The sequence below is a fragment of the Streptomyces sp. NPDC048270 genome (assembly GCF_040652335.1).
Classification (GTDB): domain Bacteria; phylum Actinomycetota; class Actinomycetes; order Streptomycetales; family Streptomycetaceae; genus Streptomyces.
Genome location: NZ_JBEZLV010000004.1, coordinates 101,006 through 123,893 on the forward strand (window position 1 = coordinate 101,006; position 22,888 = coordinate 123,893).

Here is a 22,888-nt window from a genome sequence, read left to right on the forward strand (position 1 = left end):
GACGCAGGCAGAAGGGGGAAGCGCCGCCATGCCGACCTGCCCGAACGGGCACCAGTCCGCCTCCGACGACTGGTGCGAGGTCTGCGGCCATCGCATGGCTGCCTCCGAAGGCCCGCCCGCGGCGCCTTCCTACGGCTACGGCTACCCCCCGACCGCCGGCGAGCCCACCGCCCAGGCCGAGCTCTGCCCGCAGTGCCGGACCCCGCGCGAGGCCATGGCCCCGTTCTGCGAGGAGTGCCGGTACAACTTCCTGACCCGCTCGGCGACTTCGTACGCCCCGGTCGCCCCGGACTCCGGGCCGCAGGGGCACGGGACCGCCGGTGTGGCCCCGTCCACGCCTCCGCCGCCCGTGACGTACGCGCAGGACCACTTCGAGTACCAGGGCTCGCGGCCCTCCCGGGTCAACCGGCCGGCCGAGCCGCTGCAGCGCGAGGACGACTGGCTGCTGCCGCCTCCGGCGCACGAGCCGCAGCCGCAGCCGCAGTACCAGCAGCAGCCCCCGCCGCCGCCCCAGCGCGAGTACCAGCAGGAGTACCAGCACCAGCCCCCGCAGCAGCACCAGCAGTACCAGCCGCCGCAGCAGCAGTCCTTCGCACCGCAGGGCGGCTCCTGGAGCGCGACGGTCGGCCCCGACCGCTCGTACTTCATGGCGATGATGCAGCGCAGCGGTCCCGAGGCGGCCGGGCTCAACCTGCCCGCGTACTCCCCGGAGCAGCACCTGCCGCTCGCCGGCGGCCAGATCACCATCGGCCGCCGCCGCGCCTCCACGGGCGAGTCCCCCGACATCGACCTGTCGGTGCCCCCGGAGGACCCGGGCGTCTCCCACCAGCACGCGGTCCTGGTCCAGCAGCCCGACCTCAGCTGGGCGGTGGTGGACCAGAACTCCACCAACGGCACCACCATCAACGGCGGCGAGGACCCGATCCAGCCCTACGTCCCGGTCCCGCTCGCCGACGGCGACCGCGTACACGTGGGCGCCTGGACCACGATCACCATCCGCCGCGGCTGATCCGGCCAGGTCAGTCGCGCGTCTCCCCCAGGGGCCACACGTACGGGCCCTGGGGGTCGTCGAGCCATGCCCACTGCCCCTCGCCGGTGACGGTGACCCCGAAGCGCTCGCGGGACGGCCGGTCCTCGTGGCGCCACAGGTCCAGGGCCTCGCGGGGGTGCAGGACGCCCTCGGTCAGCACGAGCATGAACTGGAAGCGCTCGTTCTCCACCAGCTCGTAGGGGAGCCCGTGCGGCACCCCGGCGGCCGGATCGCGGGGCCGGGCCGCCGTGGCCCCGCGCAGCGGGACGAAGTACGCCGGAGTGTGCAGGAAGCGGCCCTCGGCGAAGCCGGGATCGCGGACCGTGAGCGCGATCAGCCCGGTCGACAGCGGGGCCAGGATCCGCGCCCCGGGACGGCACTGGGCCGTCCAGGCGGGCGGTACCACCGGCAGCGTGCAGGTCACCAGGATCCGGTCGAACGGGGCCCGGGCAGGGCAGCCGCGCGCCCCGTCCCCGGTGACCACCACCGGGTGGTAGCCGAGTTCGGCCAGGTGCGTCCGCGCGGACTCGGTGATCTCCTCGTCGAGGTCCACGGTGGTGACGAGGTCCTCGCCGAGCCGGTGGCACAGCAGGGCGGCGTTGTAGCCGGTGCCCGCGCCGATCTCCAGCACGTTGTCGCCGTCGCGCACCTCCAGGGCCCGGAGCATCTTCGCCATCAGGGAGGGCTGGCTGCTGGAGGAGACCAGTTCGCCGTCGCGCAGCCGGGTCGCGAGCGGGGTGTCGGCGTAGACCCCGCGCAGCCAGCGGGCCCGCAGCTCGGGATCGGGGTCCTGCCCCCAGAGCCGCTCGTGGCCGGCGCCGCGGCCGGTCCAGAAGTAGGGGACGAAGACGTGCCGGGGCACGGCGGCGAAGGCCGCCTGCCAGGCCGGGTCGTCCAGGACGCCGGCTGCGGTCAGCTCCCGCACCTGGGCGGCGTGCGCGGTCTCGCGCAGGTCCCGTAGCCCGGTGGTGCGTGCGGTGTGTGCACCCATGCCTCCACTGTCCTGCGCGCGGCCGTCGCGGGCGAGCGCGGAGGGTCCTAGGACCCCGGTCCTCCGTCCGGGTGTCTGAGACGATGGTCGGGTGAATGAGATTCCGCGGGGCACGCTTCAGGAGCAGACCTTTTACGAGCAGGTGGGCGGCGAGGAGACCTTCCGCCGGCTGGTCCGGCGCTTCTACCAGGGGGTCGCCGAGGACCCGCTGCTGCGCCCGATGTACCCGGAGGAGGACCTCGGTCCGGCCGAGGAGCGGTTCGCGCTGTTCCTGATGCAGTACTGGGGCGGCCCCACCACCTACAGCGAGCACCGCGGCCACCCGCGCCTGCGGATGCGGCACGCCCCGTTCCAGGTGGACGCGGCGGCGCACGACGCCTGGCTGCGCCACATGCGGGTCGCGCTGGACGAGCTGGGTCTGGCCCCGGAGCACGAGGCCCAGCTGTGGAAGTACCTGACCTATGCCGCCGCGTCGATGATCAACACGGCGGGCTAGCGGACTGCGGGGGTCAGACCGGCCGGACCTGGAGGGCGCCCAGGCCGGCGGTGTTGCCGGGGCGGCGCATGGCGACGGAGCCGTACGGGGTGCGCAGGCGCAGCCAGCTCCCGGCGGTGAGCAGGGCCACGGGGGCGGGGCCCTGGGGGGCCGGGGCGGCGGCGGGCACGGTGGACCGTACGGGCCGCAGGAAGCCCAGGGACTGCGCGGCGTGCACGGCGCGCAGCGGGAGTTCGGTGTCGCCCAGGGTGCGGGACCAGATCTCGCGGCCGATGCGGTCGCGCTCGGAGCGGGTCCGGTGCTGCGCGGGCAGGGCCTCGTCGCGGGCGCGGAACTCGGCGACGGCGCCCGCCACGGCCGCCCGCATCTCCTCGGGGCCGGGCAGCCCGGGCAGCTGCCGCCAGCCGCCGCGGGGCGGGAGCACCCCGGCCCAGGGCGGGCCGGTGACCGGTCCGGGCACGGTGGCCTCGGCCGCGGCCTCGTCCACCGCCTCCAGGAACTCGCCGGCCGAGACGGTCAGGTCCAGCGGTGTGGCGAGGGGCGCGGCGAGCCGCACCGTGCGCACGGCCAGCACCTCGAAGGACGGCGGCCGCCCGAAGACGGCGAGCGCGCCGCCGCCGGCCTGGAGCCGGACGGCGGCGGCGCGGTCGTAGTGCACCAGCCGGCCCAGGAAGGCGGCGAGGTCCGCCGCCTCCCCGGAGTCGGCGAAGTGCAGCCGTTCGTTCATGCCGCGAGGCGTCCTTCCGAGCGGGCCGCCGGCGTGCCCGGCTCGTCGAGGTACTTCTCGAGGAAGTGCCGCTCCTCGGCCGTGATGCGGCGGGGCCGCCCCTCGGCGAGGTTGTAGGGCACGACCACCGTGGAGGCGCGCACGTAGACCTTCTCGGGCGCGTCCTCGGTCGCCTCGTCCTTGACCTCGTAGCCGATGGTCAGGGACGCGGCGCCTATCCGGGTCACCCAGGATTCGATGAGCACCGGCTCGTGACGGTGCACGAGGGGCAGCTTGTAGTCGATCTCGTGGCGGGCCACGACGGACCCGCCCGTGAAGGACTCGCTGCCCTCCCCCGGCGCCAGCCGGAACATGAAGTCGATCCTCGCCTCCTCCAGGTAGCGGAGGAAGACCACGTTGTTCACGTGGCCGAAGGAGTCCATGTCCGACCAGCGCAGGGGGCACCGGTAGTGGTGTCTTGCCATGGTGCGGGCCTCAGCCTCGGGTGAGCTTCTTGTAGGTGGCACGGTGCGGACGGGCCGCGTCCGGGCCGAGACGCTCGATCTTGTTCTTCTCGTACGACTCGAAGTTGCCCTCGAACCAGTACCACTTCGACTCGCCCTCGTACGCCAGGATGTGCGTGGCGACCCGGTCGAGGAACCAGCGGTCGTGGGAGATGACCACGGCCGCGCCGGGGAACTCGAGGAGCGCGTTCTCGAGCGAGGACAGGGTCTCGACGTCGAGGTCGTTGGTGGGCTCGTCGAGGAGCAGCAGGTTGCCGCCCTCCTTGAGCGTCAGCGCCAGGTTCAGGCGGTTGCGCTCACCGCCGGACAGGACGCCGGCCGGCTTCTGCTGGTCCGGGCCCTTGAAGCCGAAGGCGCTGACGTACGCGCGGGACGGCATCTCGACCTGGCCGACGTTGATGTAGTCCAGCTCGTCCGACACGACCGCCCAGAGGGTCTTCTTGGGGTCGATGTTGGCGCGGGACTGGTCGACGTACGAGATCTTCACGGTCTCGCCGACCTTGATGGCGCCGGAGTCCGGCGTCTCCAGGCCCTGGATCATCTTGAAGAGCGTGGTCTTGCCGGCGCCGTTCGGGCCGATGATGCCCACGATGCCGTTGCGCGGCAGCGTGAACGACAGGTCGTCGATCAGGACCTTGTCGCCGAACGCCTTCGAGAGGTTGTTGACCTCGACCACGATCGAGCCCAGGCGCGGGCCCGGCGGGATCTGGATCTCCTCGAAGTCGAGCTTGCGCATCTTGTCCGCCTCGGCCGCCATCTCCTCGTAGCGGGCCAGACGGGCCTTGGACTTGGTCTGACGCCCCTTGGCGTTGGACCGCACCCACTCCAGCTCTTCCTTGAGGCGCTTCTGGCGCTTCTCGTCCTTGCGGCCCTCGACCTTGAGGCGGGTGGCCTTCTTCTCCAGGTAGGTGGAGTAGTTGCCCTCGTACGGGTGGGCACGGCCGCGGTCGAGCTCGAGGATCCACTCGGCGACGTTGTTCAGGAAGTACCGGTCGTGGGTGACGGCCACGACGGCGCCCTTGTACTGCGAGAGGTGCTGCTCCAGCCAGTTCACCGACTCGGCGTCGAGGTGGTTGGTGGGCTCGTCGAGGAGGAGCAGGTCCGGGGCCTCGATCAGCAGCTTGCAGAGCGCGACGCGGCGCTTCTCGCCACCGGAGAGGTTGGTGACGGGCCAGTCGCCGGGCGGGCAGCCCAGGGCGTCCATGGCCTGCTCCAGCTGGGCGTCGAGGTCCCAGGCGTTGGAGTGGTCCAGGTCGTCCTGGAGCTTGCCCATCTCGTCCATGAGGGCGTCGGTGTACTCGACGCCCATCAGCTCGGCGACCTCGTTGAAGCGCTTGAGCTTCTTCATGGTCTCGGCGGCGCCGTCCTGGACGTTCTCCAGGACGGTCTTCGACTCGTCGAGCTTGGGCTCCTGCATGAGGATGCCGACGGTGAAGCCGGGCGAGAGGAAGGCGTCGCCGTTGGACGGCTGCTCCAGGCCCGCCATGATCTTCAGAACGGTGGACTTGCCGGCACCGTTCGGGCCGACCACACCGATCTTCGCGCCGGGCAGGAAGTTCAGGGTGACGTCATCAAGAATCACCTTGTCGCCGTGCGCCTTGCGCGTCTTGCGCATGGTGTAGATGAACTCAGCCAAGAGAAACCGTCCGGCAGATCGATGGGTGGGCAGATACACCCCATCTTGCCAGCCGTCCATACCTGCGGGCGAATGGGTAGTCGGTCCGTCCGGCCGGGGCCGCGTCCCGGGACGGCCGTCAGGGGCGCGTCCCGGGCCGGCCCGGGGCCGTCACGGGTGGGGGCGGGGCCGTCACGGGTGGGGGCGGTAGACGGTCAGGGCGTCGGGGAGCGAGTCCAGGACCAGGCCGGCGGGGGCCTTGGCGTACTCGCCGTCGTACGCGAACGGGGTGCCCGGCGGGATCTCGTCGATCCGCAGGCTGCGCAGCCGGGTGGCGGCGTGGACCGGGGAGCGGGTCAGCGGGCCCGCGAGGGCCGCGGCGAGCAGCCGGGGGCCGGGGCGGCCGCCGCCGTGGACGAGCCGTACGTCGAGCAGGCCCTCGCCCAGGTTGTCGCGGCGGCGGGGGGTGGGGCCGGTCCCGTGGTAGGTGCCGTTGCCCGCGAAGAGCAGCCAGACGCTCCGGGACCTCCCGGCCGGGCGCAGCCGCACGGGGCGCTGGGCGTTCAGCACCCGCCAGGCCGCCAGCAGGGCGGCGGGGCCACCGCCTATGCGCGGGGCCCAGCGCAGGCGGTGGCGCAGCAGCTCGGGGTAGGCGCCGATGCTGAAGTTGTTCAGGAAGTAGCCGGGCCGGCCGTCGTCGGGTCCGGGGGTGAAGCGGCCCACGCCGATGTGGACGGCGTCGCCCTCGGCCACGGCGCGGCAGGTGTCCTCGGTTCCGGCGAGGCCGAGGTCCATGGCGAAGTGGTTCAGGCTGCCGCCGGGGAAGACGGCGAGCGGCAGCCCGGCGCGCAGGGCGGCGGTGGCGGCCGCGTTGACGGTGCCGTCGCCGCCGCAGACCCCGAGGACGGTGGCGCGGGAGGCCGCGGACTCCAGTGCGGCGGGGAGCTCCGGGCCCGTGCACTCGATCACCTCGGCCTCGGGGAGCCGGGTGCGCAGCACGTCGAGGCCGGCGGTCGTGGCGGTGCCCGACGCGGTGTTGACCACCACGGTGAGCCCGGCCCCGTCGGGCAGGGCGGGCACCCCGACGGCGCGCCGCTCGGCGCCCGGCACGACCCTGGCCTCCTTGGCGTCCCGGGCGAGCCGGTCCACGACCAGGCCCGCGGCCACGCCGAGCGCCGCGCCCGCGAGCACGTCGGAGGGGTAGTGGACGCCGGTGTACACGCGGGAGAAGGCCACGGACGCGGCCACCGGGGCCAGGACGGCACCCCAGCCCGGGGACTCCAGCGCGAGCCCGGCGGTGAAGGCGAAGGCCGAGGCCGCGTGCCCGGACGGGAAGGAGGTGGTCTGCGGCTGCCTCGCCAGCTGCCGCACGGCGGGCACGCCGTCCAGCAGCGGCCGCGGGCGGCGTACGGACCACTTGCCGACGGTGTTGATGGTCGCGGAGGCCAGCGCCAGTGAGGCGGCTCCGCGGACGGCGGCCTTGCGGGCCCGGGCCGACCCGAAGGCGGCGAGCGAGAGGGCGGCCCCGCCCCACAGCACGCCGTGGTTCGCGGCCCGCCCGAGCCTGGGCAGCACCCGGTCGGCCCCCGGCCAGTGCCGTCGGGCCACCATGTCGAACAGCCGCCGGTCCCACCGCGCGACCGCGCCCTGCCAGGTCAACTCTTGCTCCGCCATGGCCTGCGCCTACCCCGGGCTCGCCGGGAAAATCGACCCGATCGGGTCGACCCCCAGGCCCCCCGGCGCGCGGGGGGCCGGCCCGACCCCGAGCCGCCCCAGGCCGCAGAAGGACCGGGCCCGACCCCGAGCCGCCCAGGCAGCAGAAAGACCGGGCCCGACCCCGAGCCGCCCAGGCCGCAGAAAGACCGGGCCCGACCCCGAGCCGCCCAGGCCGCAGAAAGACCGGGCCCGACCCCGAGCCGCCCAGGCAGCAGAAAGACCGTGCCCGACCCCGAGCCGCCCTCGCCGCGGGAGGACCGGGCCCGACCCGGAGCCGCCCTCGCCGCGGGGGCGGCTCGGGGGTCAGTGCTCCTCTTCGTCCAGGGGGCGCTTGCGGAGCAGCAGGACCACCAGGCCGCCGAGGACCACCAGGCCCACCGCCAGGGAGGCGATGACCGGGGTGGCCGCCGAGCTGCCGCTGGAGGCCAGCCGCTCCTCGTCCGGGGAGTCCGGGGTGCTCTGGCCGGTCTGGGCGGCCGGGCCGTTCTGGCCGGCGGGCTGGATGCCCGGCTGCTGCCCGCCCTCCGCGGTGACGGGCTGGACCGCCGGGGGCTCCGGCCAGACCGCCGTGGCCTTGGCCGCCGCCGCGGACTCGCTGGAACCCGCCACGATCTGCGCCTGCGCCGGCGCCCCGCTGGTGAAGACCCGCCCGACGGGAACCTTGGTCGCGCCGTGGACGGTGACCGAGGCCGTGCCGTCGGGGGTGCCCGCGGGCACCTCGAAGTACAGCCGGGTGCCGTTGGCGGCGGCGGCCAGCGGCCGCCCCTCGGCATCCACCACCCGCACCCCCATCGCGACGGCCGCCGCGTCGGGGACGACGGACACGCTCCGCGCCCCCGTCCGCACGGTCACCGGACCGAGCCGGGTGCCGACCGCCCCGTACACGTCGCCCGGGTCCAGCCCCAGCGAGGCCGGCGGCTCGGGCAGCTGCCCGGCCTCCCGCTGGAGGTAGTCGGCCAGCTTCTCCGCCGCCGGATCCGCGGCCTCGACCCGCGCGCCCTCGGCCAGTCGCCAGATCGCCACCTGGGTGCCCGCCGCCGCGCTCTCCGCGGTCAGCGAACCGGCCCCGGCCGCCTCGGCGAGCCCCGCCAGATCGTTCAGCTGCGGATAGGAGTGCTCAAGGACCCACCGGATCCGGCCCGCCTCCCGCTTCCCGGCGAGCGGGCTGCCGCTCCAGCCGCTCTCCGTGTAACGGGACTGGGGCTGTGCGTGGCCCTCCACGCCCACCCCGTACGTCTGGAGCATCCCCCCGCCGTCGACCCGCATCTCGTAGAGCCCAGCCGGGATGCGCCGGACAGACCCGTCCCCGGAGTGGAGGACCGCCTGCCCGTAGGTCTTCAGCCCGTCCAGCACGGCGCTCGCGCCCTCCGGTGCCCGGGCCACCGCCGGGTCCGAGTCGGCCGCGGCCCGGGCTCCGGGCGCGGCGGTGAGGGCGGCCGCCGCCAGCAGTGCCACGGCCAGCGGGCGCCGCGCGGCGCCCCGTACGGCGGCGGCCGGCGGGACGGCCTGCGGTGCGGTCCGGGGAACAGCGCGCGGGACCGGGCGAGGAACAGAAGCGGAACCGGAAGCAGAACCGGAAGCAGAACAGGGAACGGAACCGGGACCGGAGCCGGAGCCGGGAACAGCGGCAGTATCAGCAGGAGCGACGGCAGCAGGAGTGGAATCGGGAGCGGAGGATGCGGGAACGGCAATCGACACAGTCTTCCCCTTCGGGCCAAAGACCCAGGTGCCCGTGAGTACCGGGGAATCCTAACCGCCTCGAACACTCAGACCACCGCCGCCTTCTGAGTGGCCATCAGCGGCGTCTCGGTCTTGACGACCCGCCGGAACGCGGCCGTGCCCCGGTTCAGATCGTGCCCGATGGCCGTCGCGTCGATCTCGGCCGAGACCCACCGGTGCCCCTCCCCGTCGGGCGGGTCCTCCCGCACCCGCAGCCGCCCGTGCACCACCAGCGGCTCGCCCACCGATACGGAACCCGCCAGGTTCACCGCCAGGGTGCGCCGCGCCCACACGGTGTAGAAGCTGGTGGTCCCATCCGTCCAGGCCTCTTTGCGCCGGTCGAAGTACCGCGGCGTCACGGCGAAGCGGAACCTCGCCGACGGACCGTTCGGCGTCTCCTTGTAGTCGACCTGGGTGGCCACGTATCCCACCAGCGTCACCAGGGTGTCGTTCATCCCGGCCGCCCTCCCCCGCGATGCATACCCGTACGGACCATCCGCACGAGGTACGCACCATGTTGGAGCCGCCCCCCGGCACCCCGCTCCGGCCTGTGGATTACTGCCGGGTTGTGGACAACTTCGTCCCCCCTGCGGCGACGGCGGCGTACTGCTCCCGCACCTCCCGGTAGCGCAGCAGCTCCGCCGCCACCGGCTCCAGCACCCGGGCCCGCCCGCACCCGGCGGCCGCCTGCCGCAGCCTGCGCTCCGCGTCCTGGCCGTACCTGCGCGCCGGGCCGCGCGCCGCGATCGAGCAGGCCCACTCCACCAGCGGCCCGCCGACGATGCCCGCCACCATGAGCAGCACCGGCGGCATCAGCTGCGGCTCCAGGATCCCGATGATCTGGCCCAGCAGCCACAGCCCGCCGTAGATCTGCAGCAGGGTCATCGCCGCCTGGGCCAGCACCGCCGCCGGCCACCACGCGGGCCGCGGCGGCTTGACGCTCGGCACCGCGACCGCCGCCCCGAGGGTCACCGCCAGCTCGTCCAGGGCCTCCGGGAGGCGTTCGGCGCCGCGCACCGCCGTCTCCCTCACCGCCTGGGCCCATGGGTCGGGCAGGCCGGTGACCGCCTCGTCGGCGACCGCCCGCACCGCCTGCTCCACGCGCTGACGCGCGGTCACCTCCTGTTCGACCGGAGCCTCCGCGACCGCGGTGCCCCGGCCGCCGATCGCCGCGAGTGCGGCCAGCCCCGACAGCGTGCGCGGGGCGCGGCGGCTCTCGTACCACCGCCACAGCCGCAGCCAGGGCGTCCCGCAGGCCTTTCCGGCGTTGCGCCGCCAGGCCCGCTCGGCCGCTAGCCCGGCCGCATACGCCCCGACCGCCTCGGCCAGCCGGTCCTCGAACTCGGCGCGCGCCGCCTCCCCGATCTCGGGCCCGGCGTGCCCGTCGGCCACGTACAGCGGCCGCAGGCGCACGGCCGCGCGGTCCACGTCGGCGGAGATCCGCCGCGTCGCGGCCCCCTTCTCCTGGGTGAACTGTCCGAGCAGCTCGCGCAGTTCCCCGACGCCCTCGCCGGTCAGCGCGGAGAGCCCCAGCACGGTGGCACCGGGCTCGTCGTGCTCGCCGAGCGCGATGCCGTCCTCGTCGAGGAGCCTGCGCAGGTCGTCCAGGACGAGGTCGGCGGCCTCCCCGGGCAGCCGGTCCACCTGGTTGAGCACGACGAAGGTCACCTCGGCGTGGCCGGCCAGCGGGCGCAGGTACCGCTCGTGCAGCACGGCGTCGGCGTACTTCTCCGGGTCCACCACCCACACCACCGCGTCGACGAGCGCCAGGACGCGGTCCACGTGGTCGCGGTGCGCGCCGACCGCCGAGTCGAGGTCGGGCAGGTCGACCAGGACCATGCCGCGCAGCGCCTCGGCCTCGGAGGTCTCGCGGGGGCGGCGCCGCAGCCGTCCGGGGATCTCCAGCCGGTCCAGCAGGCCGGCCGCGCCGTCCGACCAGCTGCACGCGATGGGGGCGGCCGTGGTGGGGCGGCGCAGCCCCGTTTCCGAAATCTGCACCCCCGCGAGTGAATTGAAGAGCGTGGACTTGCCGCTTCCGGTGGCTCCGGCGATCGCGACGACGGTGTGCTGCGGCGACAGTCCGCGCCGCGCCGCCGCCTCGTCCAGGACCCGGCCGGCCTCGGCGAGGGTCTTGCCGTCGAGCCGGGTCCGGGACAGTCCGACCAGCTGGCGCAGGGCGTCGAGGCGCAGGCGCAGGGCCTGCCCCTCGGGGCTGAGCGGGGGCGCGGCCGACTTGCCGCCGTCGCTGCCGGCGCCGGAGACGGCCCGTACGAGCGCGTCGTCGCCCTCGTCGCCCTCGTCCGCGCCGAGGCCGTCGATGCCCTCGTCCGCGGTGGCCTCGGCGGCCTTGGGGCGCGAGCGCGCGATGAGCCCGTCGTCCCATCGGTCCTCGGTGCGGTCGGCCAGGGAAGTCACCGCGTCACCTCTCCTTCTGCAGTAGGGACAGCGCGGCGATCAGTTCGGCCTGGGGTTCCGGGGTCACCTCGAGGGCCTCCAACGGGGCGAGCCGGCGGTCGCGTTCGGCGCGCAGCACCTGGTCGAGGTGGTCGCCGACCAGCTCACCGCCCCGGTCGCGCAGCCGCAGCGCGGCCTGGGCCCCGATCCGCTCGGCGAGCTTCTCCCCGGCGGGGCGGGCCCGCTTGCCGCCGAGGAGGGCGGCCACGAGCAGGGCCGCGACCGCGTCCGGGTCGGGGACCGGCTGCCGCTCGAGCGCGGCGACCTCCTCTTCGGCGAGCTCCTCCAGCACGCGCCGCCAGCGCCGTACGGCCATGCCGATGCGCTCCCCCGCCTCCCGGTCGGGGGTGGGCAGGGGCACCGCGCCGGCGGCGGGCTCGCGCCGCCAGGCCTCCGCGATGCGCTCGTCGGCGGCGGCGACGGCGCACTGGAGCAGCGCGGCGAGCGATTCGGCCAGCGAGTCGAGGAGTTCGTCGGCGCTCGTGTCGAGGGGGTAGCCGCGCCAGCGGGTCAGCGCGTCCCCGGCGAGTACGGCGCCCTGGTCGAGGCGGTTGCGCACGCGCCGGCCCTCCCGCTTGTACGCGTCCTCCACGGCCGAGGTCAGCCGTACGGCGGCGGCGTGCTGGGCGGCGACGGCGGAGGCGAGTTCGGGCATCCGGCGGCCGAGGGAGTCCAGCGCGCCGAGCGCGGTGCGCCCGACGGCGTACTGGCGGGCGGCGGGGTCCTGCGCGTGGTGGGCGAGCCAGGCGTAGAGCGGCGCGACGGCGCTGGCCGGAAGCAGCCCGCCGCCGCCCGCGGACTCGGGGAGTTCGGGGACGGTGAAGCGCGGTACCTCGCCCAGCCCGGCGCGGGTGAGCAGGGCCCCGTACTGGCGGGAGACCTCGGCGAGCACCTGGTGCGGGACCCGGTCGAGGACGGTGATGAGGGTGGCCTTGTACTGCTTCGCGGTGCGCAGCAGGTGCCAGGGGACGGCGTCGGCGTACCGCGAGGCGGTGGTGACCATCACCCAGACGTCGGCGGCGCAGATGAGTTCGGCGGCCAGTGTCCGGTTCTCGACCACGAGGGAGTCGATGTCGGGGGCGTCGAGGATGGCGAGTCCGCGGGGCAGGGTGGAGACGGTCTCGATCCGCATCTCGCGGGTGGCGTGCCCGTGGCCGGGGCTCCGGTCGTGGCCCCGGTGGGCGAGGGCGGGCTCTTCCTCGCCGTGCGGGACCCAGACCCGCATCAGGTCGGGCAGCACCCGCATCCCGGCGAACCAGTGGTGGTCATCCGGATGGCAGACGAGTACGGGTGTGCGCGTCGTGGGGCGCAACACCCCGGCCTCGCTGACCTGTCGTCCGACGAGGGAGTTGACGAGGGTTGACTTACCGGCTCCGGTGGACCCGCCGACGACGGCGAGCATCGGCGCCTCGGGCGCCTTCAGCCGGGGTACGAGGTAGTCGTCGAGCTGCGCGAGCAGCTCGGCTCTGGTCTGGCGGGCGCGCGGAGCGCCGGGCAGGGGCAGCGGCAGACGCACGGACGCGACCCGGTCGCGCAGGGCGGACAGGGCATCGAGCAGCTGAGGCCGAACATCCAAGGTCACCACATGTGAAGAATGCCCAATTTAGGACCATTTTTGAAGCTTATACGTCCTCTGCGCGCCGAGCGCGACTCCACTGGGACATCCTGGACACGGCGGACGAGTGGGGCGCAGGCATAACGAGTGCACAACACCCACGGCGCCGCGGCGCAAAAGCGATGCGAGAATCGCACCTGCCTGCGATTATCGGGACCGCTTCACCGAACCTCCACATCGTGGCACGCGAGTGAAGCAACCGGGACAAGGCAACCGGAGCCCTATCCTTGACCCGGCACGGACCGCAGTCCCACCCCCACCGGGGGCTCCAGGCCCACCAGGGCCACTTTCCGGCCCCCGTAGCTCAGTGGATAGAGCAGGTGCCTTCTAAGCACTTGGCCGCAGGTTCGAGTCCTGCCGGGGGCACTTACACTCCACCACCGCAAGCCCTCCCCAAGGGAGGGCTTTTGTGCAGGTCAGAGGAGTTTAGCGGGCCCGGCGTAGCACCGCCGTAAGCCCCCCGGGGTCCAACGGGTCAGCGGGGGCCCGCCGGGTGGGCGGGGTCCGTGTGGGCCTCTCGGTGCATGCCCATGCACAGGGCCCAGACGATGAAGATGTTGACGGCTACCAGGACCAGGGCCCACAAGGGGTAGTACGGGATCCACAGGAAGTTGGCGATCGCGCCCAGGCTCGCGATGGCGACGCCGAACAGGCGCGCCCACAGTGCTCCGCTGATGACGGCGCAGCCGGCGAAGACCAGGATGATGCCCAGGATGAGGTGGATCCAGCCCCAGCCCGCCAGGCTGAACTCGAAGACGTAGTGGCGCGTCGCGAGGAACAGGTCGTCCTTGGCGATGGCCGCGATCCCCTCGAAGATCGCCATCACGCCGCCGAAGAGCATCAGCGCCGCCGCCAGGACGGTGGTACCGGACGTGGGCGCGTGCCAGGGGCGTGCGTGCGGGTCGTTCGCGAGGGGCCTGCTGTGGTCACTGGCCATTTCGACCTCCATGGGTTGCGGAGCCGGCCGGCCTCAGGTCAGGAGCTTCTGCTTCGCGCGGTCGAACTCCTCCTGGCTGATGTCGCCCTTGTCCTTCAGGGCCGAGAGCTTGTGCAGTTCGTCGACCGGACTCGTGGACGGGCCCGCCGCCTTGCGGACGTACTGCTGGAAGGCCGCTTCCTGTTCCTTGACCTGTTTCACCTCGCGCTCGCCCATGCTGCGGCCGCGGAAGATGAGGTAGACGAACACGCCGATGTAGGGCAGCAGGAGCACCAGGACCAGCCAGGCCGCCCTCTCCCAGCCGTTCAGGCTGTGGTCGCGGAAGATGTCCGTGACCACCTTGAAGAGCAGGAAGAACCACATCACCCACACGAACAGCCACAGCATCGTCCAGAAGAGATTCAGCAGCGGGTAGTCGTCCATGCCGGACTCCGATCGTCGGCGTAGATCTTCATTACTACGCCGGGTGCCCGGGGTCCGCACGTCGGGGCCGTCCCGGCCGTGTGCGGCAACGGGCGCGGTCCCCCGGCTCCCGGCTAGGAGATCTCCACGATCCTGACGGCCCGGTAGTACATCCACGCGGTGCTGTCGCAGGAGACGCGGCGGGCGCCCGAGTACAGGGCGCAGACCCTCTTCAGGTCCGCGTGGAAGGCCTCGTCGAGGCGGGCCTTCGCGGCTGGGTACAGGCCCGCCGCCCGGTGGTTGCGGTAGCCGAAGTCGTGGCGTGCGCAGGCCATCCGGAAGGGAAAGCCGAAGGGGTTGTCCGGGGAGCCGGTGCAGTAGTCCGTCGACCAGTCGAAGCCGTACGCGGCCCAGGCGCCCCGGTTCCCGCGCGCCGCGGCCCACGCCCCGTAGCCGGCGGCGTCGGGCTGCGTCCAACGGCTCAGCACCTGGGGCTTGTCGGCGGGGACCCCGGGGGCCGCCGAGGCGGCCGACGCGAGGGCGAGCACCGCGGCCGCGGCCGCCGAGGCGAGGGCGGGGACGGTACGGCGGACGGCACGGCGGCGCATGGCATTCCTCGGGGCCGGGGGGCGGTGGCGTGGCGGGGCAGGTCGCCCCCCGGCCAACTCCCCCGGGCGCCCGATGGTTACTGCGGGCCGCGCTACCCGGCCAGGGCCGTCGCGGCGGCCCGGGCGAAGCCCTCCGGGTTGTCCAGCATGATGTTGTGCCCGCAGTCGGGTACGGACAGCACGCGGACTCCCGCCGCCTCCAGGGCCTCGGCGCCCGGGAGCGGGCCGTCCGCCTCGGGCAGCAGGAAGCCGCTCGGAACCTTCAGTTCCAGCAGGAGCTCGCGCAGGGTGGGCGTGGTCCCCGCGGCCAGGTGCACGGCGCTGCGGTACAGGGCGGTCCGGCCGGCCAGCCGCATGGTCGCCCACCAGTGCGCGCCGGCCCGGTCGCGCACCTGCGCCCAGCCGCCCGCCAGGAACTCCTCCTCGCCGTAGGCGGCGATCCCGCTGCTCCCGGCCGCACCGGGGGCGGGCGCCAGCGGATCCAGATTGGCGTCGACGAGCACCATCCGGGAGACCAGGTGGGGGTGGCGGGCGGCGAGCACGATGGCGACGGATCCGCCCATGCTGTGCGCGATCAGCTCGGCGCCCCGCACCCCGGCCCCGGTGAGGGCCGCGGCGAGCGCGTCGGCGTGCGCCTCGAGGGTGTAGGAGAACGCCTCGGGCCGGTCGCTGTACCCGTGGCCGAGCAGGTCGACCAGCAGCGAACGGCGGCCCGCCAGCAGCGGATGGACCGCGCTCGCCGCGAAGTAGCCGGGCGAACTGGCCCCGAGCCCGTGCACGTACACCCGGGCCGGCTCCTCCCCCGGCAGTTCCACCCAGCGGATCAGGTCACCCTCCGCCGTGACGGCAGCGCTCCGCACGATCCATCCCCCCGTGTCCCCACGTCACTTCCCCGTCCTGGTGGGAACGAGGATAGCCAGCAGCACCGGTCAGCGGGATCCGGCTCGTCTACCCTCGGTCGGGTGATCGACCACGTGAACGAGCTCGCCGACGGCACGCCGAGGACCGGCCCGCCCCCCGAGGGCGCGGCCGTGGCCGTGTGGTCCCTGGACACCCGGCGGGAGTCGGTCGCCGGACGCCCGGTCGCCGGGGCCGGGGCGGTACTGGACGCGGACGAACAGGAGCGCGCCGCACGGCTCCTGCGGCCCGCCGACCGGCACCGCTACCTCGCCTCGCACCTGGGCCTGCGCGTGCTGCTCGGCTCCTACCTGGGGCTGGCTCCGCGCGAGGTCGCCCTGGTCCGGGAGACCTGCCCGTGCTGCGGGGGCCCGCACGGGCGGCCGGCCGTGGCCGGCGCCCCGGTCCACTTCTCCCTCTCGCACAGCGGCGACGTGGCCTACCTGGCCTTCGCCGGAGTGCCGGTCGGCATCGACGTGGAGGAGACGCCGAGCGCGGAGGCGCTGGCCGACGTGCTGCCCCTGCTGCACCCGGCGGAGATCGCCGAGCTGAACGCCCTGCCCGAGGCCGACCGGCCGACCGGGCTGGCCCGCGTGTGGTGCCGCAAGGAGGCCTGCCTCAAGGCCGAGGGCACGGGGCTCGCCCTCGGCCTGACCGACCCGTACGTCGGCTCCGCCCCCGCCCCGGCCCCCGTCCCGGGCTGGACCCTGCGGGACCTCCCGGCCCCCGCGCACTACGCGGCGGCCCTGGCCGTGCGGGCCTGACCGGCCCGGCACCGCGCCGGCCGCCCGGGGGGTCAGCCGCGCCCGTCGCGCTCCGCGGCCGCCGCCGTCAGCAGCGGCCAGAGCCCGCCGAGCCTCTCCCGCACGCTCCGCGCGGCCGGCAGGCCCGGCGCCAGGCAGTCGTGCAGGGCCGCCGTCCCGCGCAGGGGCCCCTGCCGGGCCCCTCCTCGTACGCCTCGTTGCGGCCCTCGCACAGCGCCGTGCCCGCCGCGTCCGTGAGCACCGTGCCCACGGCCAGTCCGCCCGCCGCCAATGCCTCGTAGGCGAGGGCCGGGCAGCGGCGCACCGCTTCGGGGGCCTGCCGCCACACCGCGCCGAAATCCTGCTCCCCGTCCCCCATCCCCGGAATATCGTGGCCGCCATGGACATCCGCCGGGCCCGCACCGTCGCCGAGCTCACCGCCGCCGAGTCCCTCTTCGACGGGCCCGCCCGCGAGGACTGGTCCGAGCGCTTCCTGGCCGCCCAGGGGCACCTGCTGCTCATCGCCTACGTGGACGGCGTGCCCGCCGGGATGGTCTCGGGCGTCGAGATGACCCACCCCGACAAGGGCACCGAGATGTGCCTGTACGAGCTCTCCGTGGACGAGGGGTACCGGCGCCGCGGCATCGGCCGCGCCCTGACCCTCGCACTGGCCGACGAGGCCAAGGCCCGCGGCTGCTACGGCATGTGGGTCGGGGTCGACACGGACAACGAGGCGGCCCTCGCCACCTACTCGGCCGCCGGGGCGCGCGACGAGGGCGTCTTCACGATGCGCGGCTGGCCCTTCACCGCGTAAGCGCCGCCACCGGTCCGCCGCCGCGCCCACCGCCACCGACTCGCCACCGCCACCGGTCCGCCGCCGCGCCCCCGCCACCGACTCGCCACCGCCACCGGCTCGCCGCCGCGCCCGCCGCCACCGCTTCGCCGCCGCGCCCGCCGTGCCGGTCGCCCCCGCGGCGGCGTGTCGTGCGGCCAGTCGGCGCACCCTGGGCGCGCCCCCGCCGACCGTCGCCGAGCATCGGCCACATGACCGCATTCGCCGCCCTCCTCCCGGCCGCCGCCCTCCTCGCGACGGCCGGCACGGCCACCGCCCTGCCGCCGCGCTCCGACACCGCCACCGCCGAAACCGCCCCCTACGTCGTCGTCCTGAAGGGCAGTCCGCAGGACACCGCCCCCCGCGTTCCCGCCCGCGCCCTGGCACTGGCCGCCGAGGCGGCCGGCGCCGGCGACGAGGTCTCGGCCGTCTACGACACCGTCCTGGACGGGTTCGCCGTCCGCACCACCGCTGCCCGCGCCGCCGCCCTGGCCGCCGACCCCCGGGTCGCCTCGGTGGAGCCGGACGCGGAGTTCCACACCACCGACACCCAGCCCCGGGCCCCCTGGCCGCTGGACCGGATCGACCAGCGCGCGCTCCCGCTCGACGGCTCGTACACGTACCCGAACAGGGCCGAGGGCATCACCGTCTACGTCATCGACACCGGGATCAACACGCGCCACCAGGAGTTCGGCGGCCGCGCCCGGGCCGGCTACAACGGGCTGTTCCTCACGGGCTCCGGCGACTGCAACGGGCACGGCACGCACGTCGCGGCCACCGTGGGCGGGCAAACGTACGGGGTGGCGAAGGGGGCCGCCCTCGTGTCGGTGAAGGTGGCCGACTGCCGTGGCTCAGGGCGGCTTTCGGCCATGGTCGGCGGCATCGAGTGGATGGTGAAGCACGCCGCCAGGACCCCCGCCACCCCGGCCGTCGCCAACATGAGCATGGGCGGGAGCCGCAGCTACGCCCTCGAGGGCGCGGTCACCCGGGCCGTCGCCTCGGGGATCGCCTTCGTCGTGGCCGCCGGCAACGACGGCCGGGACGCCTGCTCCGGATCCCCGGCCTCCGTGCCGCAGGCCGTCACGGTCGCCGCGACCGACGCCGAGGACCGGCGCGCGCCGTTCTCCAACCACGGCCGCTGCGTGGACCTCTCCGCGCCCGGAGTGTCCGTCGTCTCGGCGTGGAAGGGGTCGGCCACCGCCACCGCGCGCTCCTCCGGCACCTCGATGGCCGCCCCGCACGTGGCCGGGGTCGCGGCCCTGATCCGCGCCGACGGCACGGGCAAGACCCCGGCCCAGGTGGCCGCGGCGCTGACGCAGGGCGCCGTTCCCGACCGGATCACCGGACTCCCGGCAGGCACCCCCAACCTCCTGCTCCACACCCCGGCCGCAGGCTGAGGCGCTCACCGACCAGTCGGTATCCCACGTGCCGTCAGACCTGCTCTGATGGCACATCAATTTCTGTGTGCTTCGGGCGAAAACAAGTCATTGACTTCTCATCACGGCGACGCGTCAATGTCGGCCACCGCACCGGCTCGACCTCCCCCACACAGCGGGTGGGGGGAGGGGTTCGTCATGACGAAGGAGTCGCGACCCAGTGAGTTCGATAACGCTCAGACGAAGAGTGCTGGCCGGGGCCGGAGCCCTTTCCCTGGCCCTGACGGGCGGTGTGGTCGGCCTGGCCGGCTCCGCGCAGGCCGCGACGAAGACCACTCCGGTCTACGTGAAGTGCGATGCCCCGGCTCCGCAGCCGGACGCCGAGGGCCTCCAGGACTTCACCATCACGCTCCCGGACGGCGCCAAGGCGGGCGACACCGTACCGATCTCCATCGACCCCGGTCTGACACCGGTCATCCCGATGTTCACCATCGAGACGGTCAACACCACCAAGGCCAAGCTGCTCGTCGACGGCAACCCCCAGACCGTCACCAGCCCGCCCACGCCGAGCCAGCAGACGGCGGGCCAGAAGGCCGACCCGCCGAAGTTCGACGGCACCATCAAGATCCCGGACGGCACCGAGGGCCGGACCATCGACATCACCATCGACCAGGTGATCACGGACGCCGACATCGGCGGCACCGTCTACACCACGACCTGCAACCCGGACCCGCGCCCCAGCGGCTCCGTCGGGTCGGTCGCCGTCGAGGCCCTGCCCAAGGACCCGATCACCACCAAACTGACGCCCAACAGCGGCAAGGCGGGCCAGAAGGTCGTCGTCACCGGGGCCAACTTCGCTCCCGGCGCGGTCACCTGCTCCGCGCTCCTCGCGGGGGCCCCGACCGGTGACAGCGGCCAGGGCACGGCGGCCGCGGGCGGCGCCGCCACCTGCGAGGTCACGGTCACCAAGAAGGCCGACCAGATCAGGATCGACGGCGCGGTGACCCCGTACAAGGACTTCGTGTTCCTCGAAGACCAGCCCGGCGTGAAGAACCCGGTCGACGTCGAGGTGCTGCCCGGTCCGCTGGCCATCGGCCCGCAGAGCGGCAACCCGGCCGTCAGCTTCGGCAAGGTCACCATCAACGGCAAGCCCCAGTCGGTCGTCGGCCAGTTCACGGCGATGTCCGTCCAGGACTTCCGCGGCGGCAGCCTCGGCTGGGACGTCACGGCGACCCGTACGCCGTTCCTGAACGAGACGACCGGCCACTCCATGGCGAAGGCGCAGCTGGGCATCCAGCCCACCTGCACCGTCACCAACGCGGACAGCCCGAGCACCTGCACCGTCGGTGCGCCCGGGGCCATCTCCGCGACCCCGATGAAGGTGGCCTCCCAGGCCGCCGGCGGGGAGGAGCTGACGGGTGGCGAGTTCGCCGTGGGCGGCGCCGGGATGATCCAGCTCCCGCCGTTCATGTTCGCCGACACCTATCAGTCGGTGGTCACCTTCTCCATCGCCTGACCCGGTCCCGACCGGTCCCGGGGTGGTGCGGTGCTCCGGCGCCGCACCACCTTCCCCCTTTCCGCGCCCCCTGGAGACCCCGCCCATGCGCACCCGCATCCGCACCCGCACCTCTCCGTACGGTCTCCTCGCCGGCCTGCTGCTGCTGGGCGCGGGCCTGCTCCCCGCCACCACCGCGACGGCCGCGGACAACGGCACCTGGGGGGTCTTCCCCACGCCCGCAGCCGGTGCGGCGATGACCGACCGCGCGTACTTCTTCCACCAGGGCGCGGCCGGGACCACCGTCCAGGACAGCGCGACGATCCTGAACTCCTCGGACAAGGACCTGACGTTCCAGGTCTTCGCCACCGACGCGATGAACACACCGGCGGGCGGTGCCTTCGCCCTGCTTCCGGTGGAGACCAAGCCCGTGGACGTCGGCGCGTGGATCGCGCTGCCCGCGGAGACGGCGGCCACGGTGACCGTGCCGGCCAAGGGCCGCAAGGACATCCCGTTCACGGTGAAGGTCCCGGCGGACGCGACGCCCGGCGACCACGTCGGCGGGATCGTGGCCCTGAACACGGCCGTGGAGGGCGCGCAGCAGGAGGGCAAGGTCCAGGTCGGGGTGAAGCGCTCGGTGGGCGCCCGGCTGTACTTCCGGGTGCCGGGGCCGGTGACGCCCGGACTGAGCGTGGAGGACGTACGGGTCAGCCGCTCGGCCCCGCTGCTGCCCTGGACCGGGAGCGCCCGCGCCACGGTCTCCTACGCCCTGGTCAACCGGGGCAACGTGGTCGTCGAGCCGAAGGTGGCGCTGTCGGCGGAGGGCCTGTTCGGACGCGAGGTGCTCAGCCGCCCGTCCCGCGAGCTGAAGCTGGCCCTCCTGCCCGGCCAGCGCGTCGAGCTGACCGAGCCGTGGCCGGACGCCCCCCAGCTGGACTGGGTGACGCTCACCATCACGGCGGGCGCCGCGGCCCACCCCGACCTGGCCCCGCGGTCCACGGCGGAGTTCGTCGCCGTCCCGTGGCCCGCCGCGGGCGCGGTCCTGGTCCTGACGGGCACGGCGATCGCCTTCTGGGTCCTGCGCCGCCGCCGGTCTACGCCCGGAGACCACCCGGAACCCGCCCCGGACCTGGCCGGCGCCCGCTGACGGCCCCGGAACGGCGGGAACCCCCGGCCGGTGAGGGGTGGCCGGGGGTTCCGTGTCGCCGGGTGGCGGTCAGGCGTCAGTGGTTGCGGGGGAAGCCCAGGTCCACGCCCGCCGGGGCGTCCGAGGGGTCCGGCCAGCGGGTCGTGACGACCTTGCCGCGGGTGTAGAAGTGGATGCCGTCGTTTCCGTAGATGTGGTGGTCGCCGAAGAGCGAGTCCTTCCAGCCGCCGAAGGAGTGGTAGCCCACCGGCACCGGGATCGGGACGTTGACGCCGACCATGCCCGCCTGGATCTCCAGCTGGAAGCGGCGGGCCGCGCCGCCGTCGCGGGTGAAGATCGCGGTGCCGTTGCCGAAGGGCGAGGCGTTGATGAGGGCCACGCCCTCCTCGTAGGTCTCCGTGCGCAGCACGCACAGCACCGGGCCGAAGATCTCGTCGCGGTAGGCGTCGGAGTCGGTCTTCACGTGGTCGAGGAGGGACAGGCCGATCCAGTGGCCGTCCTCCTTGCCCTCGACCGTGTACCCGGTGCCGTCGAGGACCACGTCGGCGCCCTGGGCGGCCGCGCCCTTCACGTACGAGGCGACCTTGTCGCGGTGGGCGGCCGTGATCAGCGGGCCCATCTCGGAGTCGGGGTCGTTGCCGGGACCGATCTTGATCTTCTCGGCGCGCTCGCGGATCTTCTCGACGAGGGTGTCGGCGATGGAGCCGACGGCCACGACGGCGGAGATCGCCATGCAGCGCTCGCCGGCCGAGCCGTAGGCGGCCGAGACGGCCGCGTCGGCGGCCGCGTCCAGGTCGGCGTCGGGGAGCACCAGCATGTGGTTCTTGGCGCCGCCCAGCGCCTGGACGCGCTTGCCGTTGGCGGAGGCGGTGGTGTGGATGTGGCGGGCGATCGGGGTCGAGCCCACGAAGGAGACGGCCGCGATGTCGGGGTGGGCCAGCAGGGCGTCCACCGCGACCTTGTCGCCGTGGACCACGTTGAGCACGCCCGCGGGCAGACCGGCCTCGGTCATCAGCTCGGCGAGCTTGACGGAGGCGGAGGGGTCCTTCTCGCTGGGCTTGAGGATGAAGGTGTTTCCGCAGGCCACGGCCAGCGGGAACATCCACATCGGGACCATCGCCGGGAAGTTGAAGGGGGTGATGCCCGCGACCACGCCCAGCGGCTGGCGGATGGAGGACACGTCGACCCGGTTGGAGACCGAGGTCGACAGCTCGCCCTTGAGCTGCGTGGTGATCCCGCACGCCAGCTCGACGATCTCCAGGCCGCGGGCGACCTCGCCCAGCGCGTCCGAGTGCACCTTGCCGTGCTCGGCGGTGATCAGCTCGGCGATGGCGTCGCGGTTGGCGTCCAGCAGGGCGCGGTAGGCGAACAGCACCTTGGTGCGGGCGGCCAGCGAGGACTGGCCCCAGGTCTGGAAGGCCTCCTTCGCGATCTGCACGGCCGCGTCCACCTCTGCGGCGGAGGCGAGCGCGACCTGCGTGGTGACCTCGCCGGTGGCCGGGTCGGTGACCGGGCCGTAGTTGCCCGACGCGCCCTCGACGGTCTTGCCACCGATCCAGTGGTTGACGGTCTTCATTTGCCTTGC

The 22,888-nt window shown here is 74.0% G+C and carries 22 protein-coding genes and 1 tRNA gene; 8 read left to right on the forward strand and 15 right to left on the reverse strand.

Annotated features, from left to right (window positions below):
* The first annotated feature begins 28 nt into the window (after positions 1 to 28).
* Positions 29 to 1,009, forward strand: a complete 981-nt coding sequence (locus AB0D66_RS05465) for an FHA domain-containing protein (protein WP_362297020.1) — start codon at positions 29 to 31, stop codon at positions 1,007 to 1,009.
* Positions 1,010 to 1,019: 10 nt separating this feature from the next.
* Here AB0D66_RS05465 and AB0D66_RS05470 read toward each other — a convergent pair whose 3' ends face one another.
* Positions 1,020 to 2,021: a methyltransferase domain-containing protein gene (locus AB0D66_RS05470; RefSeq protein ID WP_362297023.1), complete on the reverse strand. Its 1,002-nt coding sequence runs from the start codon at positions 2,019 to 2,021 to the stop codon at positions 1,020 to 1,022.
* A gap of 91 nt (positions 2,022 to 2,112) precedes the next feature.
* Here AB0D66_RS05470 and AB0D66_RS05475 point away from each other — a divergent pair, with 91 nt between their 5' ends.
* The gene (locus AB0D66_RS05475) at positions 2,113 to 2,517 is read left to right on the forward strand and encodes a globin (protein ID WP_069920319.1); all 405 of its coding nucleotides are present in this window, start codon (positions 2,113 to 2,115) and stop codon (positions 2,515 to 2,517) included.
* Between the two features lie 13 nt (positions 2,518 to 2,530).
* Here AB0D66_RS05475 and AB0D66_RS05480 read toward each other — a convergent pair whose 3' ends face one another.
* The 8 genes from AB0D66_RS05480 to AB0D66_RS05515 form a co-directional block, all read right to left on the reverse strand.
* On the reverse strand, positions 2,531 to 3,244 hold the full coding sequence (locus AB0D66_RS05480; RefSeq protein ID WP_362297026.1) for a hypothetical protein: 714 nt from the start codon (positions 3,242 to 3,244) through the stop codon (positions 2,531 to 2,533).
* Positions 3,241 to 3,708: a thioesterase family protein gene (locus AB0D66_RS05485; protein WP_362297029.1), complete on the reverse strand. Its 468-nt coding sequence runs from the start codon at positions 3,706 to 3,708 to the stop codon at positions 3,241 to 3,243. Before AB0D66_RS05485 ends, AB0D66_RS05480 begins: the two co-directional genes overlap by 4 nt.
* A gap of 10 nt (positions 3,709 to 3,718) precedes the next feature.
* Positions 3,719 to 5,383, reverse strand: a complete 1,665-nt coding sequence (gene ettA / locus AB0D66_RS05490; protein ID WP_362297032.1) for an energy-dependent translational throttle protein EttA — start codon at positions 5,381 to 5,383, stop codon at positions 3,719 to 3,721.
* Between the two features lie 171 nt (positions 5,384 to 5,554).
* Positions 5,555 to 7,036, reverse strand: a complete 1,482-nt coding sequence (locus AB0D66_RS05495; RefSeq protein ID WP_362297034.1) for a phosphatase PAP2 family protein — start codon at positions 7,034 to 7,036, stop codon at positions 5,555 to 5,557.
* A gap of 345 nt (positions 7,037 to 7,381) precedes the next feature.
* Positions 7,382 to 8,533 (reverse strand): thioester domain-containing protein, encoded by a 1,152-nt coding sequence (locus AB0D66_RS05500; protein WP_362297037.1) that lies wholly within the window; start codon positions 8,531 to 8,533, stop codon positions 7,382 to 7,384.
* 311 nt (positions 8,534 to 8,844) lie between these two features.
* Complete coding sequence (locus AB0D66_RS05505; protein ID WP_362297039.1) at positions 8,845 to 9,252, reverse strand: single-stranded DNA-binding protein; 408 nt, start codon at positions 9,250 to 9,252, stop codon at positions 8,845 to 8,847.
* Between the two features lie 100 nt (positions 9,253 to 9,352).
* The gene (locus AB0D66_RS05510; protein WP_362297041.1) at positions 9,353 to 11,212 is read right to left on the reverse strand and encodes a GTPase; all 1,860 of its coding nucleotides are present in this window, start codon (positions 11,210 to 11,212) and stop codon (positions 9,353 to 9,355) included.
* 4 nt (positions 11,213 to 11,216) lie between these two features.
* On the reverse strand, positions 11,217 to 12,827 hold the full coding sequence (locus AB0D66_RS05515; RefSeq protein WP_362297044.1) for a dynamin family protein: 1,611 nt from the start codon (positions 12,825 to 12,827) through the stop codon (positions 11,217 to 11,219).
* 332 nt (positions 12,828 to 13,159) lie between these two features.
* Here AB0D66_RS05515 and AB0D66_RS05520 point away from each other — a divergent pair.
* A tRNA-Arg gene (locus AB0D66_RS05520) sits at positions 13,160 to 13,232 on the forward strand.
* Between the two features lie 109 nt (positions 13,233 to 13,341).
* Here AB0D66_RS05520 and AB0D66_RS05525 read toward each other — a convergent pair.
* From AB0D66_RS05525 to AB0D66_RS05540, 4 genes are all read right to left on the reverse strand, one after another.
* Entirely contained in the window at positions 13,342 to 13,707 is a 366-nt protein-coding gene (locus tag AB0D66_RS05525) for a hypothetical protein (RefSeq protein ID WP_362297627.1), read from the reverse strand.
* A 129-nt stretch (positions 13,708 to 13,836) separates the two neighbouring features.
* On the reverse strand, positions 13,837 to 14,226 hold the full coding sequence (locus AB0D66_RS05530) for an SHOCT domain-containing protein (RefSeq protein ID WP_362297047.1): 390 nt from the start codon (positions 14,224 to 14,226) through the stop codon (positions 13,837 to 13,839).
* Between the two features lie 113 nt (positions 14,227 to 14,339).
* Entirely contained in the window at positions 14,340 to 14,813 is a 474-nt protein-coding gene (locus AB0D66_RS05535) for a phospholipase (protein WP_362297050.1), read from the reverse strand.
* Positions 14,814 to 14,905: 92 nt separating this feature from the next.
* Positions 14,906 to 15,673 carry an alpha/beta hydrolase gene (locus AB0D66_RS05540; protein ID WP_362297053.1) on the reverse strand — a complete coding sequence of 256 codons (768 nt, stop codon included), beginning with the start codon at positions 15,671 to 15,673 and terminating at the stop codon, positions 14,906 to 14,908.
* A 102-nt stretch (positions 15,674 to 15,775) separates the two neighbouring features.
* Between AB0D66_RS05540 and AB0D66_RS05545 the strand changes: the two genes are divergently transcribed.
* Positions 15,776 to 16,474 (forward strand): 4'-phosphopantetheinyl transferase superfamily protein, encoded by a 699-nt coding sequence (locus AB0D66_RS05545; protein WP_362297056.1) that lies wholly within the window; start codon positions 15,776 to 15,778, stop codon positions 16,472 to 16,474.
* A 67-nt stretch (positions 16,475 to 16,541) separates the two neighbouring features.
* On the opposite strand, the gene AB0D66_RS05550 is transcribed toward AB0D66_RS05545, so the two are convergent.
* Complete coding sequence (locus AB0D66_RS05550; RefSeq protein WP_362297059.1) at positions 16,542 to 16,832, reverse strand: hypothetical protein; 291 nt, start codon at positions 16,830 to 16,832, stop codon at positions 16,542 to 16,544.
* A gap of 21 nt (positions 16,833 to 16,853) precedes the next feature.
* On the opposite strand from AB0D66_RS05550, the gene AB0D66_RS05555 reads away from it, so the two are divergent.
* From AB0D66_RS05555 to AB0D66_RS05570, 4 genes are all read left to right on the forward strand, one after another.
* Complete coding sequence (locus AB0D66_RS05555) at positions 16,854 to 17,267, forward strand: GNAT family N-acetyltransferase (RefSeq protein WP_362297062.1); 414 nt, start codon at positions 16,854 to 16,856, stop codon at positions 17,265 to 17,267.
* A 230-nt stretch (positions 17,268 to 17,497) separates the two neighbouring features.
* Complete coding sequence (locus tag AB0D66_RS05560) at positions 17,498 to 18,682, forward strand: S8 family peptidase (protein ID WP_362297065.1); 1,185 nt, start codon at positions 17,498 to 17,500, stop codon at positions 18,680 to 18,682.
* A gap of 199 nt (positions 18,683 to 18,881) precedes the next feature.
* Entirely contained in the window at positions 18,882 to 20,177 is a 1,296-nt protein-coding gene (locus AB0D66_RS05565) for a hypothetical protein (protein WP_362297068.1), read from the forward strand.
* Between the two features lie 85 nt (positions 20,178 to 20,262).
* Positions 20,263 to 21,303 (forward strand): DUF916 domain-containing protein, encoded by a 1,041-nt coding sequence (locus AB0D66_RS05570; protein ID WP_362297071.1) that lies wholly within the window; start codon positions 20,263 to 20,265, stop codon positions 21,301 to 21,303.
* A 76-nt stretch (positions 21,304 to 21,379) separates the two neighbouring features.
* Here AB0D66_RS05570 and AB0D66_RS05575 read toward each other — a convergent pair whose 3' ends face one another.
* Positions 21,380 to 22,879, reverse strand: a complete 1,500-nt coding sequence (locus AB0D66_RS05575; protein ID WP_362297073.1) for a CoA-acylating methylmalonate-semialdehyde dehydrogenase — start codon at positions 22,877 to 22,879, stop codon at positions 21,380 to 21,382.
* Positions 22,880 to 22,888: the final 9 nt, after the last annotated feature.

Bases quoted from the DNA above. Each gene is read 5' to 3' on its own strand.
- AB0D66_RS05465 (WP_362297020.1), top strand. From the start codon at position 29: ATGCCGACCTGCCCGAACGGGCACCAGTCCGCCTCCGACGACTGGTGC.
- AB0D66_RS05470 (WP_362297023.1), bottom strand. From the start codon at position 2,021: ATGGGTGCACACACCGCACGCACCACCGGGCTACGGGACCTGCGCGAG.
- AB0D66_RS05480 (WP_362297026.1), bottom strand. From the start codon at position 3,244: ATGAACGAACGGCTGCACTTCGCCGACTCCGGGGAGGCGGCGGACCTC.
- AB0D66_RS05485 (WP_362297029.1), bottom strand. From the start codon at position 3,708: ATGGCAAGACACCACTACCGGTGCCCCCTGCGCTGGTCGGACATGGAC.
- AB0D66_RS05495 (WP_362297034.1), bottom strand. From the start codon at position 7,036: ATGGCGGAGCAAGAGTTGACCTGGCAGGGCGCGGTCGCGCGGTGGGAC.
- AB0D66_RS05505 (WP_362297039.1), bottom strand. From the start codon at position 9,252: ATGAACGACACCCTGGTGACGCTGGTGGGATACGTGGCCACCCAGGTC.
- AB0D66_RS05525 (WP_362297627.1), bottom strand. From the start codon at position 13,707: ATGCTCTTCGGCGGCGTGATGGCGATCTTCGAGGGGATCGCGGCCATC.
- AB0D66_RS05530 (WP_362297047.1), bottom strand. From the start codon at position 14,226: ATGGACGACTACCCGCTGCTGAATCTCTTCTGGACGATGCTGTGGCTG.
- AB0D66_RS05535 (WP_362297050.1), bottom strand. From the start codon at position 14,813: ATGCGCCGCCGTGCCGTCCGCCGTACCGTCCCCGCCCTCGCCTCGGCG.
- AB0D66_RS05550 (WP_362297059.1), bottom strand. From the start codon at position 16,832: ATGGGGGACGGGGAGCAGGATTTCGGCGCGGTGTGGCGGCAGGCCCCC.
- AB0D66_RS05555 (WP_362297062.1), top strand. From the start codon at position 16,854: ATGGACATCCGCCGGGCCCGCACCGTCGCCGAGCTCACCGCCGCCGAG.
- AB0D66_RS05560 (WP_362297065.1), top strand. From the start codon at position 17,498: ATGACCGCATTCGCCGCCCTCCTCCCGGCCGCCGCCCTCCTCGCGACG.
- AB0D66_RS05570 (WP_362297071.1), top strand. From the start codon at position 20,263: ATGCGCACCCGCATCCGCACCCGCACCTCTCCGTACGGTCTCCTCGCC.
- AB0D66_RS05575 (WP_362297073.1), bottom strand. From the start codon at position 22,879: ATGAAGACCGTCAACCACTGGATCGGTGGCAAGACCGTCGAGGGCGCG.